The organism is Streptomyces sp. NPDC002690, assembly GCF_053592415.1.
In genome coordinates, this window is the sequence record NZ_JBSFVR010000002.1 from 1 (window position 1) to 14326 (window position 14326).

The 14326-nt window shown below is 70.5% G+C and carries 15 protein-coding genes; 4 read left to right on the forward strand and 11 right to left on the reverse strand.

The window, feature by feature from the left end; all coding sequences use genetic code 11:
* Positions 1–122 precede the first annotated feature (122 nt).
* The 3 genes from mqnE to ACWD3D_RS00290 all read right to left on the reverse strand — a co-directional run bounded on the left by mqnE (position 123) and on the right by ACWD3D_RS00290 (position 2573).
* A complete protein-coding gene (gene mqnE / locus ACWD3D_RS00280) occupies positions 123–1286 on the reverse strand; it encodes an aminofutalosine synthase MqnE (RefSeq protein WP_451458749.1) in 1164 nt (387 codons plus the stop codon).
* A gap of 49 nt (positions 1287–1335) precedes the next feature.
* The gene (locus ACWD3D_RS00285; RefSeq protein ID WP_266707593.1) at positions 1336–1791 is read right to left on the reverse strand and encodes an Lrp/AsnC family transcriptional regulator; all 456 of its coding nucleotides are present in this window, start codon (positions 1789–1791) and stop codon (positions 1336–1338) included.
* A gap of 113 nt (positions 1792–1904) precedes the next feature.
* Positions 1905–2573: a UbiX family flavin prenyltransferase gene (locus tag ACWD3D_RS00290; RefSeq protein WP_451458750.1), complete on the reverse strand. Its 669-nt coding sequence runs from the start codon at positions 2571–2573 to the stop codon at positions 1905–1907.
* A gap of 154 nt (positions 2574–2727) precedes the next feature.
* Here ACWD3D_RS00290 and ACWD3D_RS00295 point away from each other — a divergent pair, with 154 nt between their 5' ends.
* Positions 2728–3345: a rhomboid family intramembrane serine protease gene (locus tag ACWD3D_RS00295; RefSeq protein WP_451458690.1), complete on the forward strand. Its 618-nt coding sequence runs from the start codon at positions 2728–2730 to the stop codon at positions 3343–3345.
* Here ACWD3D_RS00295 and mqnP read toward each other — a convergent pair.
* Both mqnP and ACWD3D_RS00305 read right to left on the reverse strand, forming a co-directional pair.
* Positions 3335–4252, reverse strand: a complete 918-nt coding sequence (mqnP, locus tag ACWD3D_RS00300) for a menaquinone biosynthesis prenyltransferase MqnP (RefSeq protein WP_451458691.1) — start codon at positions 4250–4252, stop codon at positions 3335–3337. The genes ACWD3D_RS00295 and mqnP overlap by 11 nt on opposite strands.
* A complete protein-coding gene (locus ACWD3D_RS00305) occupies positions 4249–5706 on the reverse strand; it encodes a menaquinone biosynthesis decarboxylase (protein WP_451458692.1) in 1458 nt (485 codons plus the stop codon). Before ACWD3D_RS00305 ends, mqnP begins: the two co-directional genes overlap by 4 nt.
* 139 nt (positions 5707–5845) lie before the next feature.
* On the opposite strand from ACWD3D_RS00305, the gene ACWD3D_RS00310 reads away from it, so the two are divergent.
* Together ACWD3D_RS00310 and ACWD3D_RS00315 are read left to right on the forward strand one after the other, a co-directional pair.
* Complete coding sequence (locus ACWD3D_RS00310; protein WP_451458693.1) at positions 5846–6658, forward strand: class I SAM-dependent methyltransferase; 813 nt, start codon at positions 5846–5848, stop codon at positions 6656–6658.
* Positions 6659–6726: 68 nt separating this feature from the next.
* On the forward strand, positions 6727–7143 hold the full coding sequence (locus tag ACWD3D_RS00315) for a PLD nuclease N-terminal domain-containing protein (RefSeq protein ID WP_387364166.1): 417 nt from the start codon (positions 6727–6729) through the stop codon (positions 7141–7143).
* Positions 7144–7226: 83 nt separating this feature from the next.
* Here the strand turns inward: ACWD3D_RS00315 and ACWD3D_RS00320 are convergent, their stop codons facing one another.
* On the reverse strand, positions 7227–7667 hold the full coding sequence (locus ACWD3D_RS00320) for a MarR family winged helix-turn-helix transcriptional regulator (protein ID WP_451458694.1): 441 nt from the start codon (positions 7665–7667) through the stop codon (positions 7227–7229).
* 198 nt (positions 7668–7865) lie between these two features.
* On the opposite strand from ACWD3D_RS00320, the gene ACWD3D_RS00325 reads away from it, so the two are divergent.
* Positions 7866–9191, forward strand: a complete 1326-nt coding sequence (locus tag ACWD3D_RS00325) for an aldehyde dehydrogenase family protein (RefSeq protein WP_451458695.1) — start codon at positions 7866–7868, stop codon at positions 9189–9191.
* A 35-nt stretch (positions 9192–9226) separates the two neighbouring features.
* On the opposite strand, the gene ACWD3D_RS00330 is transcribed toward ACWD3D_RS00325, so the two are convergent.
* The 5 genes from ACWD3D_RS00330 to ACWD3D_RS00350 form a co-directional block, all read right to left on the reverse strand.
* A complete protein-coding gene (locus ACWD3D_RS00330) occupies positions 9227–9940 on the reverse strand; it encodes a DUF2625 family protein (protein ID WP_451458696.1) in 714 nt (237 codons plus the stop codon).
* An 88-nt stretch (positions 9941–10028) separates the two neighbouring features.
* The gene (gene ccsB, locus ACWD3D_RS00335) at positions 10029–11123 is read right to left on the reverse strand and encodes a c-type cytochrome biogenesis protein CcsB (protein WP_451458697.1); all 1095 of its coding nucleotides are present in this window, start codon (positions 11121–11123) and stop codon (positions 10029–10031) included.
* Positions 11120–12898 carry a cytochrome c biogenesis protein ResB gene (gene resB / locus ACWD3D_RS00340; RefSeq protein WP_451458698.1) on the reverse strand — a complete coding sequence of 593 codons (1779 nt, stop codon included), beginning with the start codon at positions 12896–12898 and terminating at the stop codon, positions 11120–11122. Before resB ends, ccsB begins: the two co-directional genes overlap by 4 nt.
* Positions 12899–12904: 6 nt before the next feature.
* The gene (locus ACWD3D_RS00345; RefSeq protein WP_451458699.1) at positions 12905–13666 is read right to left on the reverse strand and encodes a cytochrome c biogenesis CcdA family protein; all 762 of its coding nucleotides are present in this window, start codon (positions 13664–13666) and stop codon (positions 12905–12907) included.
* 4 nt (positions 13667–13670) lie between these two features.
* Entirely contained in the window at positions 13671–14285 is a 615-nt protein-coding gene (locus ACWD3D_RS00350; RefSeq protein ID WP_451458700.1) for a TlpA family protein disulfide reductase, read from the reverse strand.
* Between the last annotated feature and the right edge of the window lie 41 nt (positions 14286–14326).

The following is a 14326-nucleotide window of genomic DNA, read 5'->3' on the forward strand; positions in this document are numbered from 1 at the left end:
GCGCAACGCGAAGCGGCCCGACCGGTCGGACATGCCGCGCCACGTCGTCCAGCGCCACCGGCGCGAGCTGCGCCGTTCGCTGCGCGGGCTGGAGGCCCCTCGGACGTGGACCGGTGCCCCGCTCAGACCCGCATCGCCTGCGGCGACTCGCGCCGGTCGGCGTCCGGGCCCGGGTACTCGCGGATGATCTCGTACCGGGTGTTGCGCTCGACGGGCTGGAAGCCCGCGTCCCGGATGAGCTCCAGCAGATCGTCACGGCCGAGCTTGCTCGGCGTGCCGTAGTTGTCCGCGTCGTGCGTGATCTTGTACTCGACGACCGAGCCGTCCATGTCGTCCGCGCCGTGCTGGAGCGCCAGCTGGGCGGTCTGCACGCCGTGCATCACCCAGAACACCTTGACGTGCGGCACGTTGTCGAACAGCAGCCGGGACACGGCGAAGGTCTTCAGCGCCTCGGCGCCGGTGGCCATCGTCGTCCGCGCCTGGAGCTTGTTGCGGATCTTGCCGTCCTTCATGTCCACGAAGTCGTGCTGGTAGCGCAGCGGGATGAAGACCTGGAAACCGCCGGTCTCGTCCTGCATCTCCCGCAGCCGCAGCACGTGGTCGACGCGGTGACGGGGCTCCTCGATGTGCCCGTACAGCATCGTCGCCGGGGTCTTGAGACCCTTCTCGTGCGCGAGGCGGTGGATGCGCGACCAGTCTTCCCAGTGGGTGTTGTGGTCGACGATGTGCTGGCGGACCTCCCAGTCGAAGATCTCCGCGCCGCCGCCGGTCAGCGACTCCAGACCGGCTTCGATCAGCTCGTCGAGGATCTCGGAGGCGCTGAGCCCGGAGATGGTCTCGAAGTGGTGGATCTCCGTCGCCGTGAACGCCTTCAGCGCCACGTTCGGCAGCGCCTCCTTGAGGGCGCTGAGCGAGCGGGGGTAGTACCGCCACGGCAGGGTCGGGTGAAGCCCGTTGACGATGTGCAGCTCGGTGAGGCTGTCGTTCTCCATCGCCTTGGCGAGGCGGACGGCCTCCTCGATGCGCATCGTGTACGCGTCCTTCTCGCCCGGCTTGCGCTGGAACGAGCAGTACGCGCACGAGGCGGTGCACACGTTCGTCATGTTGAGGTGCCGGTTGACGTTGAAGTGCACGACGTCACCGTTCTTGCGGGTGCGCACCTCGTGGGCCAGGCCACCGAGCCAGGCCAGGTCGTCGGACTCGTAGAGAGCGATCCCGTCCTCGCGGCTCAGCCGCTCGCCGGCCCGGACCTTCTCCTCCAGCTCGCGCTTGAGTCCCGCGTCCACAGATACGCCTCTCATTTCTCTCCGTAACAGACTTCCCGTAACCGTACGCCTAGCGCTCTTCGGGAAGCTCCCCGACCCGGTTCTCCCACTTCGTGGAAAGCACGATGGTCGTACGCGTGCGGGAGACGCCCTTGGTTCCGCTCAGTCGGCGGATGGTCTTCTCCAGGCCGTCCACGTCGCCGACGCGCACCTTGAGCATGTAGGAGTCGTCGCCCGCGATGAACCAGGCGTCCTCGATCTCCTCCAGATCGCGCAGCCGACGGGCCACGTCCTCGTGGTCGGCGGCGTCGGAGAGGGAGATGCCGATCAGCGCGGTGACGCCGAGGCCGAGCGCGGCCGCGTTGACGGTGGCGCGGTAACCGGTGATGACTCCGGCCGACTCCAGCCGGTTGATCCGGTCGGTGACGCTGGGGCCGGAGAGGCCGACCAGCCGGCCGAGTTCGGCGTACGACGCCCTGCCGTTCTCCCGGAGGGCCTGGATGAGCTGCCTGTCCACCGCGTCCATATGACAGAACCTTCCATTGTTCAGCACTATCGCAAGTCTACGTATAGAAATTAAGGCGAATAGGGCCACAGCCCTGCGAATCTTATGGGTGGCGATCCAGAGACACGTGGCCCTCAGGCGGTGCGTGAACCCCCACCGAGCTGCCCCTCCCAGCGGCGGTACAGGCCGTGCGGCACCCCCGCCGCGTCCAGCACCCGTCCGGCGACGAAGTCCACCAGGTCCTGGATGTGCGTGGCGCCCGCGTAGAACGCCGGGGAGGCCGGCAGCACCACGGCCCCCGCCTCGTCCAGGGCCACCATCTGCTTCAGCGTCGCGCCGCTCAGGGGTGTTTCCCGTACGGCGACGACGAGCGTGCGCCGCTCCTTGAGCGTGACGCTCGCCGCCCGCTGGAGCAGGTCCTTCGACAGCCCGAGCGCGACCCCGGCCACGCAGGCCGTGGAGGCCGGCACGATGAGCATCCCCTTCGCCGGGTACGACCCCGAAGACGGCCCCGCCGCCAGGTCCCCGGCGGGCCAGTGGCGCACCCCGGAGAGGTCCGGTCCGAAGGTGTCCGGCTTCCCGTCCGCCCCGCGCGCGAGCCACTCGCGCAGGTCGTCGCGCCAGTGCGCGTCGCGGAAGGCGATCCCCGTCTCGTCCAGCAGCGTGAGCCGCGAGGCGCGGCTCACCACCAGGTCCACGTCCTCACCGGCGGCGATCAGACCGCGTACCACCGAAGCGGCGAACGGGGTCCCCGAGGCGCCGGACACCCCGACAATCCAAGGCTGTCGCCGCTGCTGACTCACTGAAGTCGTGGATTCCACACGCCGAGAGTATCCGCCCCCCGCGCACGGGCCGAACCCGGAACCGGGCAGGGGCTCCTGGGCGTTGTCACCTGCGTACCGTCCGGTACCGCGGACGAGAGCGGTGCACCAGTGCGTCCGGTCCGGGGAGGAAGCCATGACCGACATCCGTACGAGCTCCGGGGGCGGGGCGGGAGCCGGCACGCGGGCCGTGTCGGCCGCGGTGCTGATGCTGGGCTGGGTGGCGCTGCTCTGGGTGCTGGAGGGCATCGACGTGGCGACGGGCCACGCCCTGGACCCGTACGGCATCAGCCCGCGCGATCCCGCCGAACTGCTCGACGTCGTGCCCGCCGCCTTCCTGCACGGCGGCTGGGACCACCTCGCGTCCAACACCGTGCCGCTGCTGGTGCTCGGCTGGACGGCGGCGCTCGCGGGCGTCGAGAGGTTCCTCGGCGTGGCGCTGACGATCATTCTGGTGAGCGGGCTCGGCGTCTGGCTGACCGCGCCCGCGCACACGGTCACCCTCGGGGCGTCCGGGGTGGTCTTCGGGCTCTTCGGCTACCTGCTGGTCAGGGGCTTCGTGGACCGCCGCGCGCTGGACGTCGTGGTCGGCGTCCTCGTCGCGGGCGTCTACGGCTCGATCGTCTGGGGCGTGCTCCCGACCGACTCGGGCATCAGCTGGCAGGCCCACCTCTTCGGGCTGTTCGGCGGGGTGGGCGCGGCCTTCGTGTTCCGCAGGCCGCGCCGCCGCCCGTACACCGCCGTCACGGCGTGAGGCCGCGCACCACCAGGTCGAGCAGGGTGCAGGCGAAGAGCGCCATGCCGATGAAGCCGTTGACGGAGAAGAACGCCCGGTTGAGCCGGGACAGGTCGTGCGGGCGCACCACCCGGTGCTCGTAGACGAAGGCCACGGCGACGATCACCATGCCGATCCAGTAGAAGAGCTCCGCGTCGGTGGCGAGGCCGAACCAGACGAGCAGCCCGGTCGTGATCGCGTGGCAGACCCGGGCGCCCCAGAGCGCGGCCGGGATACCGAAGCGGGCGGGCACCGAGAGCACGCCGTGCGCGCGGTCGGCGCGGACGTCCTGGCAGGCGAAGATCAGGTCGAAGCCACCGATCCATACGCCGACGGCCAGCCCCAGGATGACCGCGTCCCACGACCAGCTGCCGGTCACCGCGAGCCAGGCGCCGATCGGGCCCATGGCCTGGGCGATACCGAGGATGGCGTGCGGGAAGTTCGTGAACCGCTTGCCGTACGGGTAGACCACCATCGGCACGATCGCGAGCGGCGCGAGCGCCAGACAGAGCGGGTTGAGGAGGGCCGCGGCGCCGAGGAAGAAGACCAGCGCGACCACGGCGCCCGTCCACGCGGAACGCACGGAGACCGCGCCGGTGACGATCTCGCGGGTCGCGGTACGCGGGTTACGCGCGTCGATCTCCCGGTCGATGATCCGGTTCGCGGCCATCGCGAAGGTCCGCAGCCCCACCATCGCCACCGTGACGAGCAGCAGCTCGACCCAGTGGATCGACTCGCTGACCTGGAACATCGCGATCAGCGCGGCGATGTACGCGAAGGGCAGCGCGAACACCGAGTGCTCGATCATCACCAGCCGCAGGAACGCCTTCACCTTGCTACTGGGCTGCGCCGGGCCGTGGCCCAGCGCTGCTTCTGCGGCAGTCACAGTCCGTATTCCTTCCAGCGGCGGTCGACCTTCGCCGCCGTCTCCGGGTCGGACTCGACCATCTCCGGCCAGCCTCCGTCCCGCGTGTAACCCTCCTCGGGCCACTTCCTCGTCGCGTCGATGCCCGCCTTGCCACCCCAGAACTGCTGGTAGGAGGCGTGGTCGAGGTGATCGACCGGCCCCTCGGTGACGGTCAGGTCCCGGGCGTAGTCGGTGTTGCCGAGCGCCCGCCAGGCCACCTCGTGCAGATCGTGGACGTCACAGTCGGAGTCCACGACGACGACGAGCTTGGTCAGCGACATCATGTGGGCGCCCCAGATGGCACTCATGACCTTCTGGGCGTGCTTGGGGTACTTCTTGTCGATCGAAACGATCGCACAGTTGTGGAAACCGCCGGCCTCGGGCAGGTGGTAGTCCACGATGTCCGGGACGATGATCTTCAGCAGCGGCAGGAAGAACCGTTCGGTGGCCCGGCCCAGCGGCCCGTCCTCGGTGGGCGGGCGGCCGACCACGATCGACTGGAGCAGCGGACGCTTCCGCATGGTCACGCAGTCGATGGTCAGCGCGGGGAACGGTTCCTGCGGGGTGTAGAAGCCGGTGTGGTCGCCGAAGGGACCCTCCGGGAGCATCTTGCCCGGCTCCAGCCAGCCCTCGATGACGACCTCGGCGTTGGCCGGGACCTGGAGCGGCACGGTCTTGCAGTCGACCATCTCGATCCGCTTGCCCTGGACGAACCCGGCGAAGAGGTACTCGTCGATGTCCCCGGGCAGCGGCGCGGTGGACGCGTACGTCACGGCCGGCGGCGCCCCGAAGGCGATGGCCACCGGCAGCCGCTCGCCGCGCTTGGCGGCGACCTGGTAGTGGTTGCGGCTGTCCTTGTGGATCTGCCAGTGCATGCCGATGGTGCGGCGGTCGTGACGCTGGAGGCGGTAGAGCCCGAGGTTGCGGACGCCGGTCTCGGGGTGCTTGGTGTGGGTCAGCCCCAGGTTGAAGAAGGAGCCGCCGTCCTCGGGCCAGGTGAAGAGCGCGGGCAGCTGGTCCAGGTCCACGTCGTCGCCGGTGAGGACGACCTCCTGGACGGGGGCGCTCTCCCCCTTCACCTTCTTCGGCGGCACGTGGATCATCGAGCCGAGCTTCCCGAACGCCTCGCGCACGCCGACGAACCCGTGCGGCAGCTCCGGCTTCAGCAGCCCGCCGATCTTGTCGCTGATGTCCGAGTACGCCTTCAGCCCGAGCGCCTTCAGCAGCCGCCGGTCGGTGCCGTACACGTTCATGGCCAGGGGCATCGAGGACCCCTTGACGTTCTCGAAGAGCAGCGCGGGCCCGCCGGCCTTGTTCACGCGGTCGACGATCTCGCCGACTTCGAGGTACGGATCGACCTCGGCCTTGATGCGCTTGAGATCGCCCTCACGTTCCAAGGCCCGGAGCAGGGAGCGAAGATCGTCGTAAGCCATGCCCACCAGTTTGTCATCCTCCCCACGCTCCCCCTCGGGCGCTCCCCCGCCGCCGCGCCGGGGGCGGGGGCGGGCGTACGCGGGTCTACCGTTTCCGGGAATCCGGTCACGGCCCACGGCCGCACCCCAGGAGGAACACATGGCGCCCCATCAGGTACCGCCCGGGATCATCGACTTCTACGCCTCCGGCTACGACGAGGGCAGCCGGCTCACCAAGAGCGCGGACGGGGTGCTGGAGCTGGTGCGGACCCAGGAACTGCTGCGTCGCCACCTGCTGCCCGCCCCGGCGAAGGTGCTCGACGTCGGCGGCGGTCCGGGGGCGCACGCGCGGTGGCTGGTGGAGGCGGGGTACGCGGTCCACCTCGTCGACCCGGTGGAACGGCACGTCCAGGAGGCCCTGGGCACCGGGGCCACCGCCGAGCGGGGGGACGCGCGGGCGCTCCCGGCCGGGGACGCCACCTACGACGCGGTGCTGCTGCTCGGCCCGCTGTACCACCTGACCGACCCCGCGGACCGGAGGGCGGCCCTGGCCGAGGCCCGCCGGGTGGTCCGGCCGGGCGGGCTGGTCGCGGCGGCGGGCATCAACCGGTACGCCCCGCTCTTCGAGCACACCGCCTACGCCCACCTGCACCACCCCGCCATCGGGGAGAGCATCGTGGAGAGCCTGGCGACGGGGGTGTACGACGGCCGGCGCGGGTTCACCGAGGCGTACTTCCACACCCCGGAGGAACTGGCGGCCGAACTGCTCGGCTCGGGATGCGAGGACCCGGTGGTGTACGGGATCGAGGGGCCCGCCTGGTCGCTGCTGAAGGCGGTCGAGCAGCACACCGGGGAGTCGCTGGTGGGCACGCCGCTCTTCGAGTCCGCGCTCGCCGCGGCCCGGCTGGCGGAGCCTCATCCGGAGCTGCTCGCCGCCAGTTCACATCTGCTCGCGGTGGGGTGTCACCCGTAGCCGGTACCCTGACGCCTCACCGGGGGCCATCACGCCCCGCCGCCGTTCTCGGGGGGACTTCCTCAACCATGCTCAGGGCCCTGATCTATCTCCTGCCGCTGGCGCTGACGATCTACGCCTTCATCGACTGCCTCAACACCCCGGAGGACGAGGCCAAGCACCTGCCCAAGGTCGCCTGGGTCTTCATCATCCTGCTGTTCTGGATCGTCGGCCCGATCGTCTGGCTGGCGGCGGGCAAGCTGCGCCAGGCGCCCGCCGGGGGACGTACGCCCTCCGAGTGGCACCGCAACCACCGCACCGAGTGGGTGGCGCCGGACGACAATCCGGAGTTCCTGAACAGCCTGCGCGCGGAGAACAAGAAGGACGAGTCGCTCCTGAAGGACTGGGAGGCCGACCTGCGCCGCCGCGAGGACGAGCTCAAGCGCCGCGAACGCGGTACCGGCCCCGACGAAGCACCGGGGACACCGCCGCCGGCGACCGCCTGACCAGCGGCTCGCTCCGTACGACAGAGCCCGCGCGGGCCGGGAGACCGGACCGCGCGGGCTCTTCGGCGTTCAGGAACGGCCGCTCACGCGCCCAGCAGCCCGCCCAGACGCTCCAGCAGCGGCAGCAGCGCGGTGCGCTCCTCCGGCGTGAGCGCCTCCAGCGCGCCGTGCACCACGCGCATCTCGGCACGTATCCGGTGCGCCAGCTCGGTGCCCTCCGTGGTGCGGGACGCCACCTTGGAGCGGCGGTCGCCGGGTGCGGGGGTGCGGACGAGCAGGCCCCGGGTCTCCATGCGGCCGACGAGCCCGGTGGCGTTGGAGGCGTCGCAGACCAAGTGGCGGGCGAGGGCGCTCATCGGCATCGGCGCGTCGAGCGCGATGAGGGCACGGGCCTGCGCGCTGCTCAGGCCGTGGCGGGCGGCGACGGCGGTGAGGTCGTCGGAGTGTCCGCGTACGACGACGGCCAGGGGCTCCAGCAGATCGTCCGGGGTGGGGACGGCGCGGGGTGCCGGTTCCGGGGGCATGGGGTGGTCATCCTTGGGCAGGGGCGCGGCCGGGTGAGCGGCGCGGAGTAAGCGTGCGGACCCTCCACGGTACGTCGCGGGCGCGCCGCACTCCGATTATTTGACTTACTCAACTTCCGGCAGTTACATGAAAAGCATTGCTTGATGATGTCAACTTCCCCACGCCCCACCCCACCCGCCTCTCCGCAGGGAGCCCCCATGCCCGCCGAGTCCCCGGCCGCCCCGGCCGACGTCGTCGCCCGCCTCCGCACCACCTTCCGCACCGGCCGCACGAAGGACCTGGCCTGGCGCACCCACCAGCTGGAGCGGCTGCGCGCCCTGCTCACCGAGCACGGCGACGAGCTGGCCGAGGCGCTCCACGCGGACCTCGGCAAGAGCCGCGCCGAGTCCTACCGGACCGAGATCGACTTCACCGTCCGGGAGATCGACCACACCCTGGAGCACCTCGAAGAGTGGCTGCGCCCCGAACCTGCCCCCGTGCACGCCGGGCTCGCCGCCGCCGGCGCCACCGCGCTCACCGTGCGCGACCCGCTCGGGGTGGTCCTGGTCATCGCCCCGTGGAACTACCCGGTGCAGCTGCTGCTCGCCCCTCTCGCCGGTGCGCTGGCGGGCGGCAACTGCGTGATCGCCAAGCCCAGCGAGCTGGCCCCCGCCACCTCCGCCGCCGTGGCCCGGCTGCTCCCGCGCTTCCTGGACACCGACGCGGTCGCCGTCGTCGAGGGTGCCGTCGAGGAGACCACGGCCCTGCTGGAGGAACGTTTCGACCACATCTTCTACACCGGCAACGGCACGGTCGGCCGGATCGTGATGACCGCCGCCGCGAAGCACCTCACCCCGGTGACGCTGGAGCTGGGCGGCAAGTCCCCGGTCTTCGTGGACCGGAACACCGACCTCAAGACGGTCGCGCAGCGGCTCGCCTCGGGGAAGTTCCTCAACGCGGGCCAGACCTGCGTGGCCCCCGACTACGTCCTCACCGACCCCGAGACCGCCACCGCCCTCGCGGACGCGCTCGCCGCCGCCGTCGAGGCGCAGTTCGGCACGGACCCCTCGGCCTCCACCGAGTACGGCCGGATCATCAACGAGCGCCACTTCGACCGCCTGGTACGCCTGCTGGACTCGGGCCGTACGGTCACCGGCGGCGCGCACGACCGGGCCACGAAGTACATCGCGCCGACCGTGCTCGCCAACGTCTCCCCGGACGCGGCGGTGATGGGCGAGGAGATCTTCGGCCCGGTGCTGCCGATCCTCACGGTGGCAGGGCTGGACGAGGCGATCGATTTCATCAACGGCCGGGACAAGCCGCTGGCGCTCTACGCGTTCACCGAGTCGCCCGAGGTCCGCGAACGGCTGCTGACGGAGACCTCCTCGGGCGGCGTCGGGATCGGCCTGCCGCTGGCCCACCTGACCGTCTCCGACCTGCCCTTCGGCGGGGTCGGCGAGAGCGGCATGGGCAGCTACCACGGCCCCTACTCGATCGACACCTTCACCCACCGCAAGGCCGTCCTGGACACCCCGCTCGGCTGAGCCCCCAGACCCCGCCCGGCAGAGGCGCAGCAAGGTCAGACCCTGCCCAGGAACCCCGGGTCGGCCGGGCCCATCCGCCGGGCGAAGTCGGCGGCCACGCCGAGTACCTCCCGCATCGGTACGGCGCGGCGGCTGGTGGCCGCGAGGTCGTCCCTGGCCTCCTTCGACCACAGGAACGGGAACACGGAGAACCCCTGGTCGTAGGAGAGCGCGGCGGCCTCCTCGCGCCAGCCGGGCCACCGCAGGTCCCGGTAGAACCCTTCCGTTCCCCCGGAGGCCAGCCAGGAGACCCACCCCGAGTGGCCCGTCTCCAACGCCTCCCACTCCAGCGAGTCGGGGGCGAAGTAGATCATCTGGCCCGGGAGGCCGGGCCGGGCCGCCGCCTCGGGATCGTGGCCGTTCAGCGCGAAGACCCCGCCCAGGACGTCATGGCCGACGATCAGGCCGTCGGCCGGATACCAGGCGGGATCGAGGTCGGCGGGAAAGGCGTTGACCCGGGCGAGGCTCGGCAGTCCGCCGCCGCCACCGCCGAACACGCGGACCCACCCGTCGACGAGCAGGCCGCCGCTGTGCCACGCCAGGGCGCCGAGCGTCGACCCGACGGTGACCTGCATCTGGACCAGGCACCGCTCGGCCTCGGCCCGGTCGGCGGGGAGCACCTCGACCTGAGCCGGGCCGTCCGAGAACAGTTCCCGCACCTCGGGCCAGGCCGGGTTGTCCACGTGGATGAGTTCGTCGAGTGCGCGCATCCCCGGATGATCCCAGCACACGAAAAGCGGCTGCCCGCTCCCCCCGTACGTACGGGAGGGGCGGGCAGCCGTCGCACGTGGTGGTGCGTCAGACCCCGGCGTAGGAGTGCTTGCCGGTGATGAAGATGTTGACGCCGTAGTAGTTGAACAGCCAGCAGCCGAAGGCGATGAGCGCCAGGTAGGCGGCCTTGCGGCCCTTCCACCCGGCGGTGGCGCGGGCGTGCAGGTAGCAGGCGTACGCGACCCAGGTGATGAACGACCAGGTCTCCTTGGCGTCCCAGCCCCAGTAGCGGCCCCATGCCTCGCCGGCCCAGATCGCGCCCGCGATGATCGTGAACGTCCAGAGCGGGAAGACGGCCGCGTTGGCGCGGTACGAGAACTTGTCGAGGGTGGCCGCCGACGGCAGCCGGTCCAGCACGGACTGCGCGAACCGGCCCGGCGTGGCGCCTTCCTCGATCTTCCGCTCGTAGCTGTCGCGGAAGAGGTAGAGCAGGGTGGCGACCGCGCCGAGGAAGAAGACGGCGCCGCAGATGATGGCGGTGGAGACGTGGATCCACAGCCAGTACGAGTGGAGCGCCGGCACCAGCTGGTCGCTGTCCGTGTAGAGGACGGTGGTGGCGATGCCGAGGTCCAGCAGGACCACGGTGACCAGCAGCAGACCCATCCAGCGGACGTTCTTCCGCAGCAGGAGCAGGATCAGGTAGGCCGCGACGGCGACCGTGGAGAAGGTGATCGAGAACTCGTACATGTTGCCCCAGGGGGCGCGCTCGACGGAGAGCGCGCGGGCGACGACGCCACCCGCCTGTACGAGGAAGGCGAGCACGGTCATCGAGACCGCGATCCGGCCCCACAGGTCGCCCTGGAAGGTGCCTCCGGAGGCACCGGGGCCGTCCGGGACGTCCCGGGTGCCGGCGGCGGACCGGGTGACCACCTTCGGGCGTTCCAGCACGGTGGTCGCGCCGCCCGCCTGCTTGACCTGGACCTTCGGCGCCGACGTGGCGGCGGCCCCGGCCCGGTTGGTGGCGTCGAGCGCGGCGGCCGTGCGGCCGACCTTGCTGCGGCTGCCGAACACCCATTCCGCGATGTGCGCGAGGAAGGCCAGGGTGTAGACGGCCATCGACGAATAGATCAGCACATTGCTGGTGTGCGCCAGATTCTCGTTGGTGGCGGCGGCGAGATTCACTTCTCAGCCCCTTCGGCAGTTGCTGCGGCAGGTACGTCGGGACCGGGTTCGGCCACGGAGTCGGACTCCGGCCCCTGGTCGGGGTCGGGCTGCGGATCGGGTGCGGTCGGCGCGGCGTCGTTCAGAGCCACCGCCAGGCCGAGCAGTTCCTCGGGCAGCTTCGCGGACTCGCTGCGGCCGAGTCCGGCCATCTCCACGACGGTCACCCCGTCGGCCCCGCGCACGGCCCGCACCCAGACGCGGCGGCGCTGGATGAAGAGCGAGCCGGCGAGTCCGGTGATGGCGGCGATGGCCCCGCCGAGCGCCCAGCCGGCGGCCGGCTGCTCCGAGATCTGGAAGCTGGCCCACTCCTCGACGCCGTCGAAGGTGATGGAGCCGGCACCGTCCGGGAGCTGCATGGTCTCGCCGGGCGCGAGGCGCTGCTTGAGGTTGTTGCCGTCGGCGTCCTTGAAGGGCTTCAGCTTGTCCGTGTTGAGCTCGTAGACGTTCTGCGGAAGGCCGGAGTCGACGCCGAGGCTGCCGTGCAGCGCGTTGAGCGCCAGCACCGGGTTCTCCGCGCCGGGGAACTGCGAGAGCATGTCCCCGCTGCCCGCCCCGGCGAAGGTCGGCACGAAGAACGCGTTGAAACCGAGCTGGTCCCGCTTGCCGTTCTTGTCCTTGTAGCCGTCCATGACCTTGATGGCGCCGGAGGACGTGATGTTGGCGTCGCGCGGCAGCAGCGGCACCGCGGACTTGAAGACCTGCTTGCCCCTGCCGTCCCGGACGGTGACGACCGGGGCATAGCCGTGCGAGATCAGGAAGATCTTGGTGCCGTCGATCACCAAGGGCTCGTTGACCTTGATGACGCCCTTCTTCTCCTTGCCGTACGCGCCCTCGGCGTACGTCACACGGGCCTCGAAGGTGCGGGCCGTGCCCCGCTGGGGGCCGGTCTTCTCGTACGTGCCGACGAAGTCGTCGAGGGTGAAGCTGAAGGGGACGAGCGAGTCCGCGTCGTACAGCGACCCCGGGTTCCAGTCGTCGTACTGCGTCAGCGTGTTGGAGAAGCCGTCGCCTTCGGTGACGAGCTTGCCGCCCTGGAACTTGAAGAGCGAGCCGGTCGCGAAGGCCACCAGCATCACGATCAGCGCGACGTGGAAGATCAGGTTGCCGGCCTCGCGCAGATAACCCTTCTCCGCCGCGACCGCGTCCCCCACCGCGTGCGAGCGGAACCGCCGCTTGCGCAGCAGGGCGAGCGCGACCTCGCGGACCTGCTCGGGCTCGGCCTCGGTACGCCAGGTCGTGTAGGCGGGCAGCCGCGTCAGGCGCTTCGGGGCGTGCGGCGGCCGGCTGCGCAGCTGGCCCACGAACTGGAGGCTGCGCGGCACGATGCAGCCGATGAGCGAGACGAACAGCAGGATGTAGATCGCGGAGAACCACACCGAGCTGTAGACGTCGAAGAGCTGGAGCTTCTCGTAGATCGGCGTGAGCGTGGTGTGCGCGTTCTTGAACAGCAGCACCTTCAGCTGATCCACGCTGTTCTGCGGGATCAGCGAGCCGGGGATGGCGCCGAGCGACAGCAGGAAGAGCAGGATCAGCGCGATCCGCATCGAGGTGAGCTGGCGCCAGAACCAGCGGATCCAGCCGACGACGCCCATGGCGGGCAGCCCGGCCTCACGGTCGGGGCGCTCCTCCACGGGTGCGGTGGAGAGCTGCGCCCCTGCTTCCGAGAGCTCTCGGGTGTCCTGCTCGGCGCCGCGCGCGTCGCCGCGCTCGTCAGTGGTGTTCAGCTTGCTCAATGGAACTCAGATCCCCACAGTGAAACCGTTGGACCAGCCCTGTACGTCCTGCATGAACGTGGCCCAGAGGCCGGTCAGCAGCAGGATGCCGGTCGCGATCATCATGACGCCCCCGATGCGCATGACCCATGCGTAGTGGCGCTTGACCCAGCCGAATGCTCCCAGCGCCTTACGGAAGGCGACGGCGGCGAGGACGAACGGGACACCGAGTCCCAGACAGTACGCGACCGTCAGAAGTGCCCCGCGCTCGGCGGTGCCCTGGTCGAAGGCGAGCATGGACACCGCGCTCAGCGTCGGGCCGAGGCAGGGGGTCCACCCGATCCCGAAGAGCGCGCCCAGCAGCGGGGCGCCCAGCAGCCCGGTGACCGGTCTGCGGTGGATGCGGAACTCGCGCTGGGTCATCCACGGCATCAGCCCCATGAAGAAGACGCCCATGAGGATCATCAGCACGCCGAGGACCCGCTGGAGGGCCTCGCTGTGTTCCTGGAGGTTGCCGCCGAAGTACCCGAAGAGCGCGCCGCCCGACACGAACACGGCGGTGAAGCCGAGGACGAAGAGGGAGGCGCCGCCGACGATCCGGCCCCGCCGGGCGTTCGCCAGGTCGGTGCCGCTGATACCGGTGACGTAGCTCAGGTAGCCGGGGACCAGCGGCAGGACGCAGGGCGAGAAGAACGACACGAGACCGCCGAGGAGCGCGATCGGCACGGCGGCCAGCAGCGCGCCGTTGACGACCGTCTCGTTGTACGTGGCGGCGGCGAGAGCGGTCACCGGGTCACTTCTCCGCGATCAGCGGGTCGATCATCTTGTGCAGCTGTTCCGTGTCGAGCGCCTGGAGGGTGCGGGCGGCGATGCGTCCCTCGCGGTCGATGACCACGGTCGACGGGATGGTCTGCGGGTTCAGGGTGCCCTTGGGGAAGCGCAGGATGAGCTTCCCGACCGGGTCGTAGAGGCTGGGGTAGGTGATGCCCGCGTCCGCCTCGAAGTTCACGGCGGCGTCCTTCTGGGTGTCGCGGGTGTTGATCCCGACGAACTGGACGCCCTGTCCCGCGGTCTCCTTGGAGACGGCGGCGAAGTGCTTCGCCTCCGCCCGGCAGGGTCCGCACCAGGAGCCCCAGACGTTGACGACGACGACCTTGCCCTTGTAGGCGGAGGCGACGTCGAGCGCCTCGCCCTCCAGCGTGGTGCCGTCGAGCTTCGGCGCGGCTCTGCGGTCCTTCACGGCCACGGTCGAGATGCCGCCGCTGCCGGTGACGAAGTTGGTGTCACCGCCGCCGCCCGACTTGATGTCGCTCCCGCCGCACGCGGACAGGGTCAGGGCACCGGCCACGACGACGGTCGTGGCGGCGAGCAGGGTGAAGCGGCGTCGGGGTGCGCGGCCATGGCTCATGTGAAAAGTTTCGCATGACGGATCCGGGGATCTTGGGCACC

Excerpts from the sequence above, each read along its gene's own strand:
- ACWD3D_RS00330 (WP_451458696.1), bottom strand. The coding sequence starts at position 9,940 with ATGCGCGCACTCGACGAACTCATCCACGTGGACAACCCGGCCTGGCCC.
- ACWD3D_RS00320 (WP_451458694.1), bottom strand. The coding sequence starts at position 7,667 with ATGCCCCCGGAACCGGCACCCCGCGCCGTCCCCACCCCGGACGATCTG.
- ACWD3D_RS00285 (WP_266707593.1), bottom strand. The coding sequence starts at position 1,791 with ATGGACGCGGTGGACAGGCAGCTCATCCAGGCCCTCCGGGAGAACGGC.
- ACWD3D_RS00295 (WP_451458690.1), top strand. The coding sequence starts at position 2,728 with ATGACCGACATCCGTACGAGCTCCGGGGGCGGGGCGGGAGCCGGCACG.
- ACWD3D_RS00315 (WP_387364166.1), top strand. The coding sequence starts at position 6,727 with ATGCTCAGGGCCCTGATCTATCTCCTGCCGCTGGCGCTGACGATCTAC.
- ACWD3D_RS00325 (WP_451458695.1), top strand. The coding sequence starts at position 7,866 with ATGCCCGCCGAGTCCCCGGCCGCCCCGGCCGACGTCGTCGCCCGCCTC.
- ACWD3D_RS00310 (WP_451458693.1), top strand. The coding sequence starts at position 5,846 with ATGGCGCCCCATCAGGTACCGCCCGGGATCATCGACTTCTACGCCTCC.
- ACWD3D_RS00305 (WP_451458692.1), bottom strand. The coding sequence starts at position 5,706 with ATGGCTTACGACGATCTTCGCTCCCTGCTCCGGGCCTTGGAACGTGAG.
- ACWD3D_RS00350 (WP_451458700.1), bottom strand. The coding sequence starts at position 14,285 with ATGAGCCATGGCCGCGCACCCCGACGCCGCTTCACCCTGCTCGCCGCC.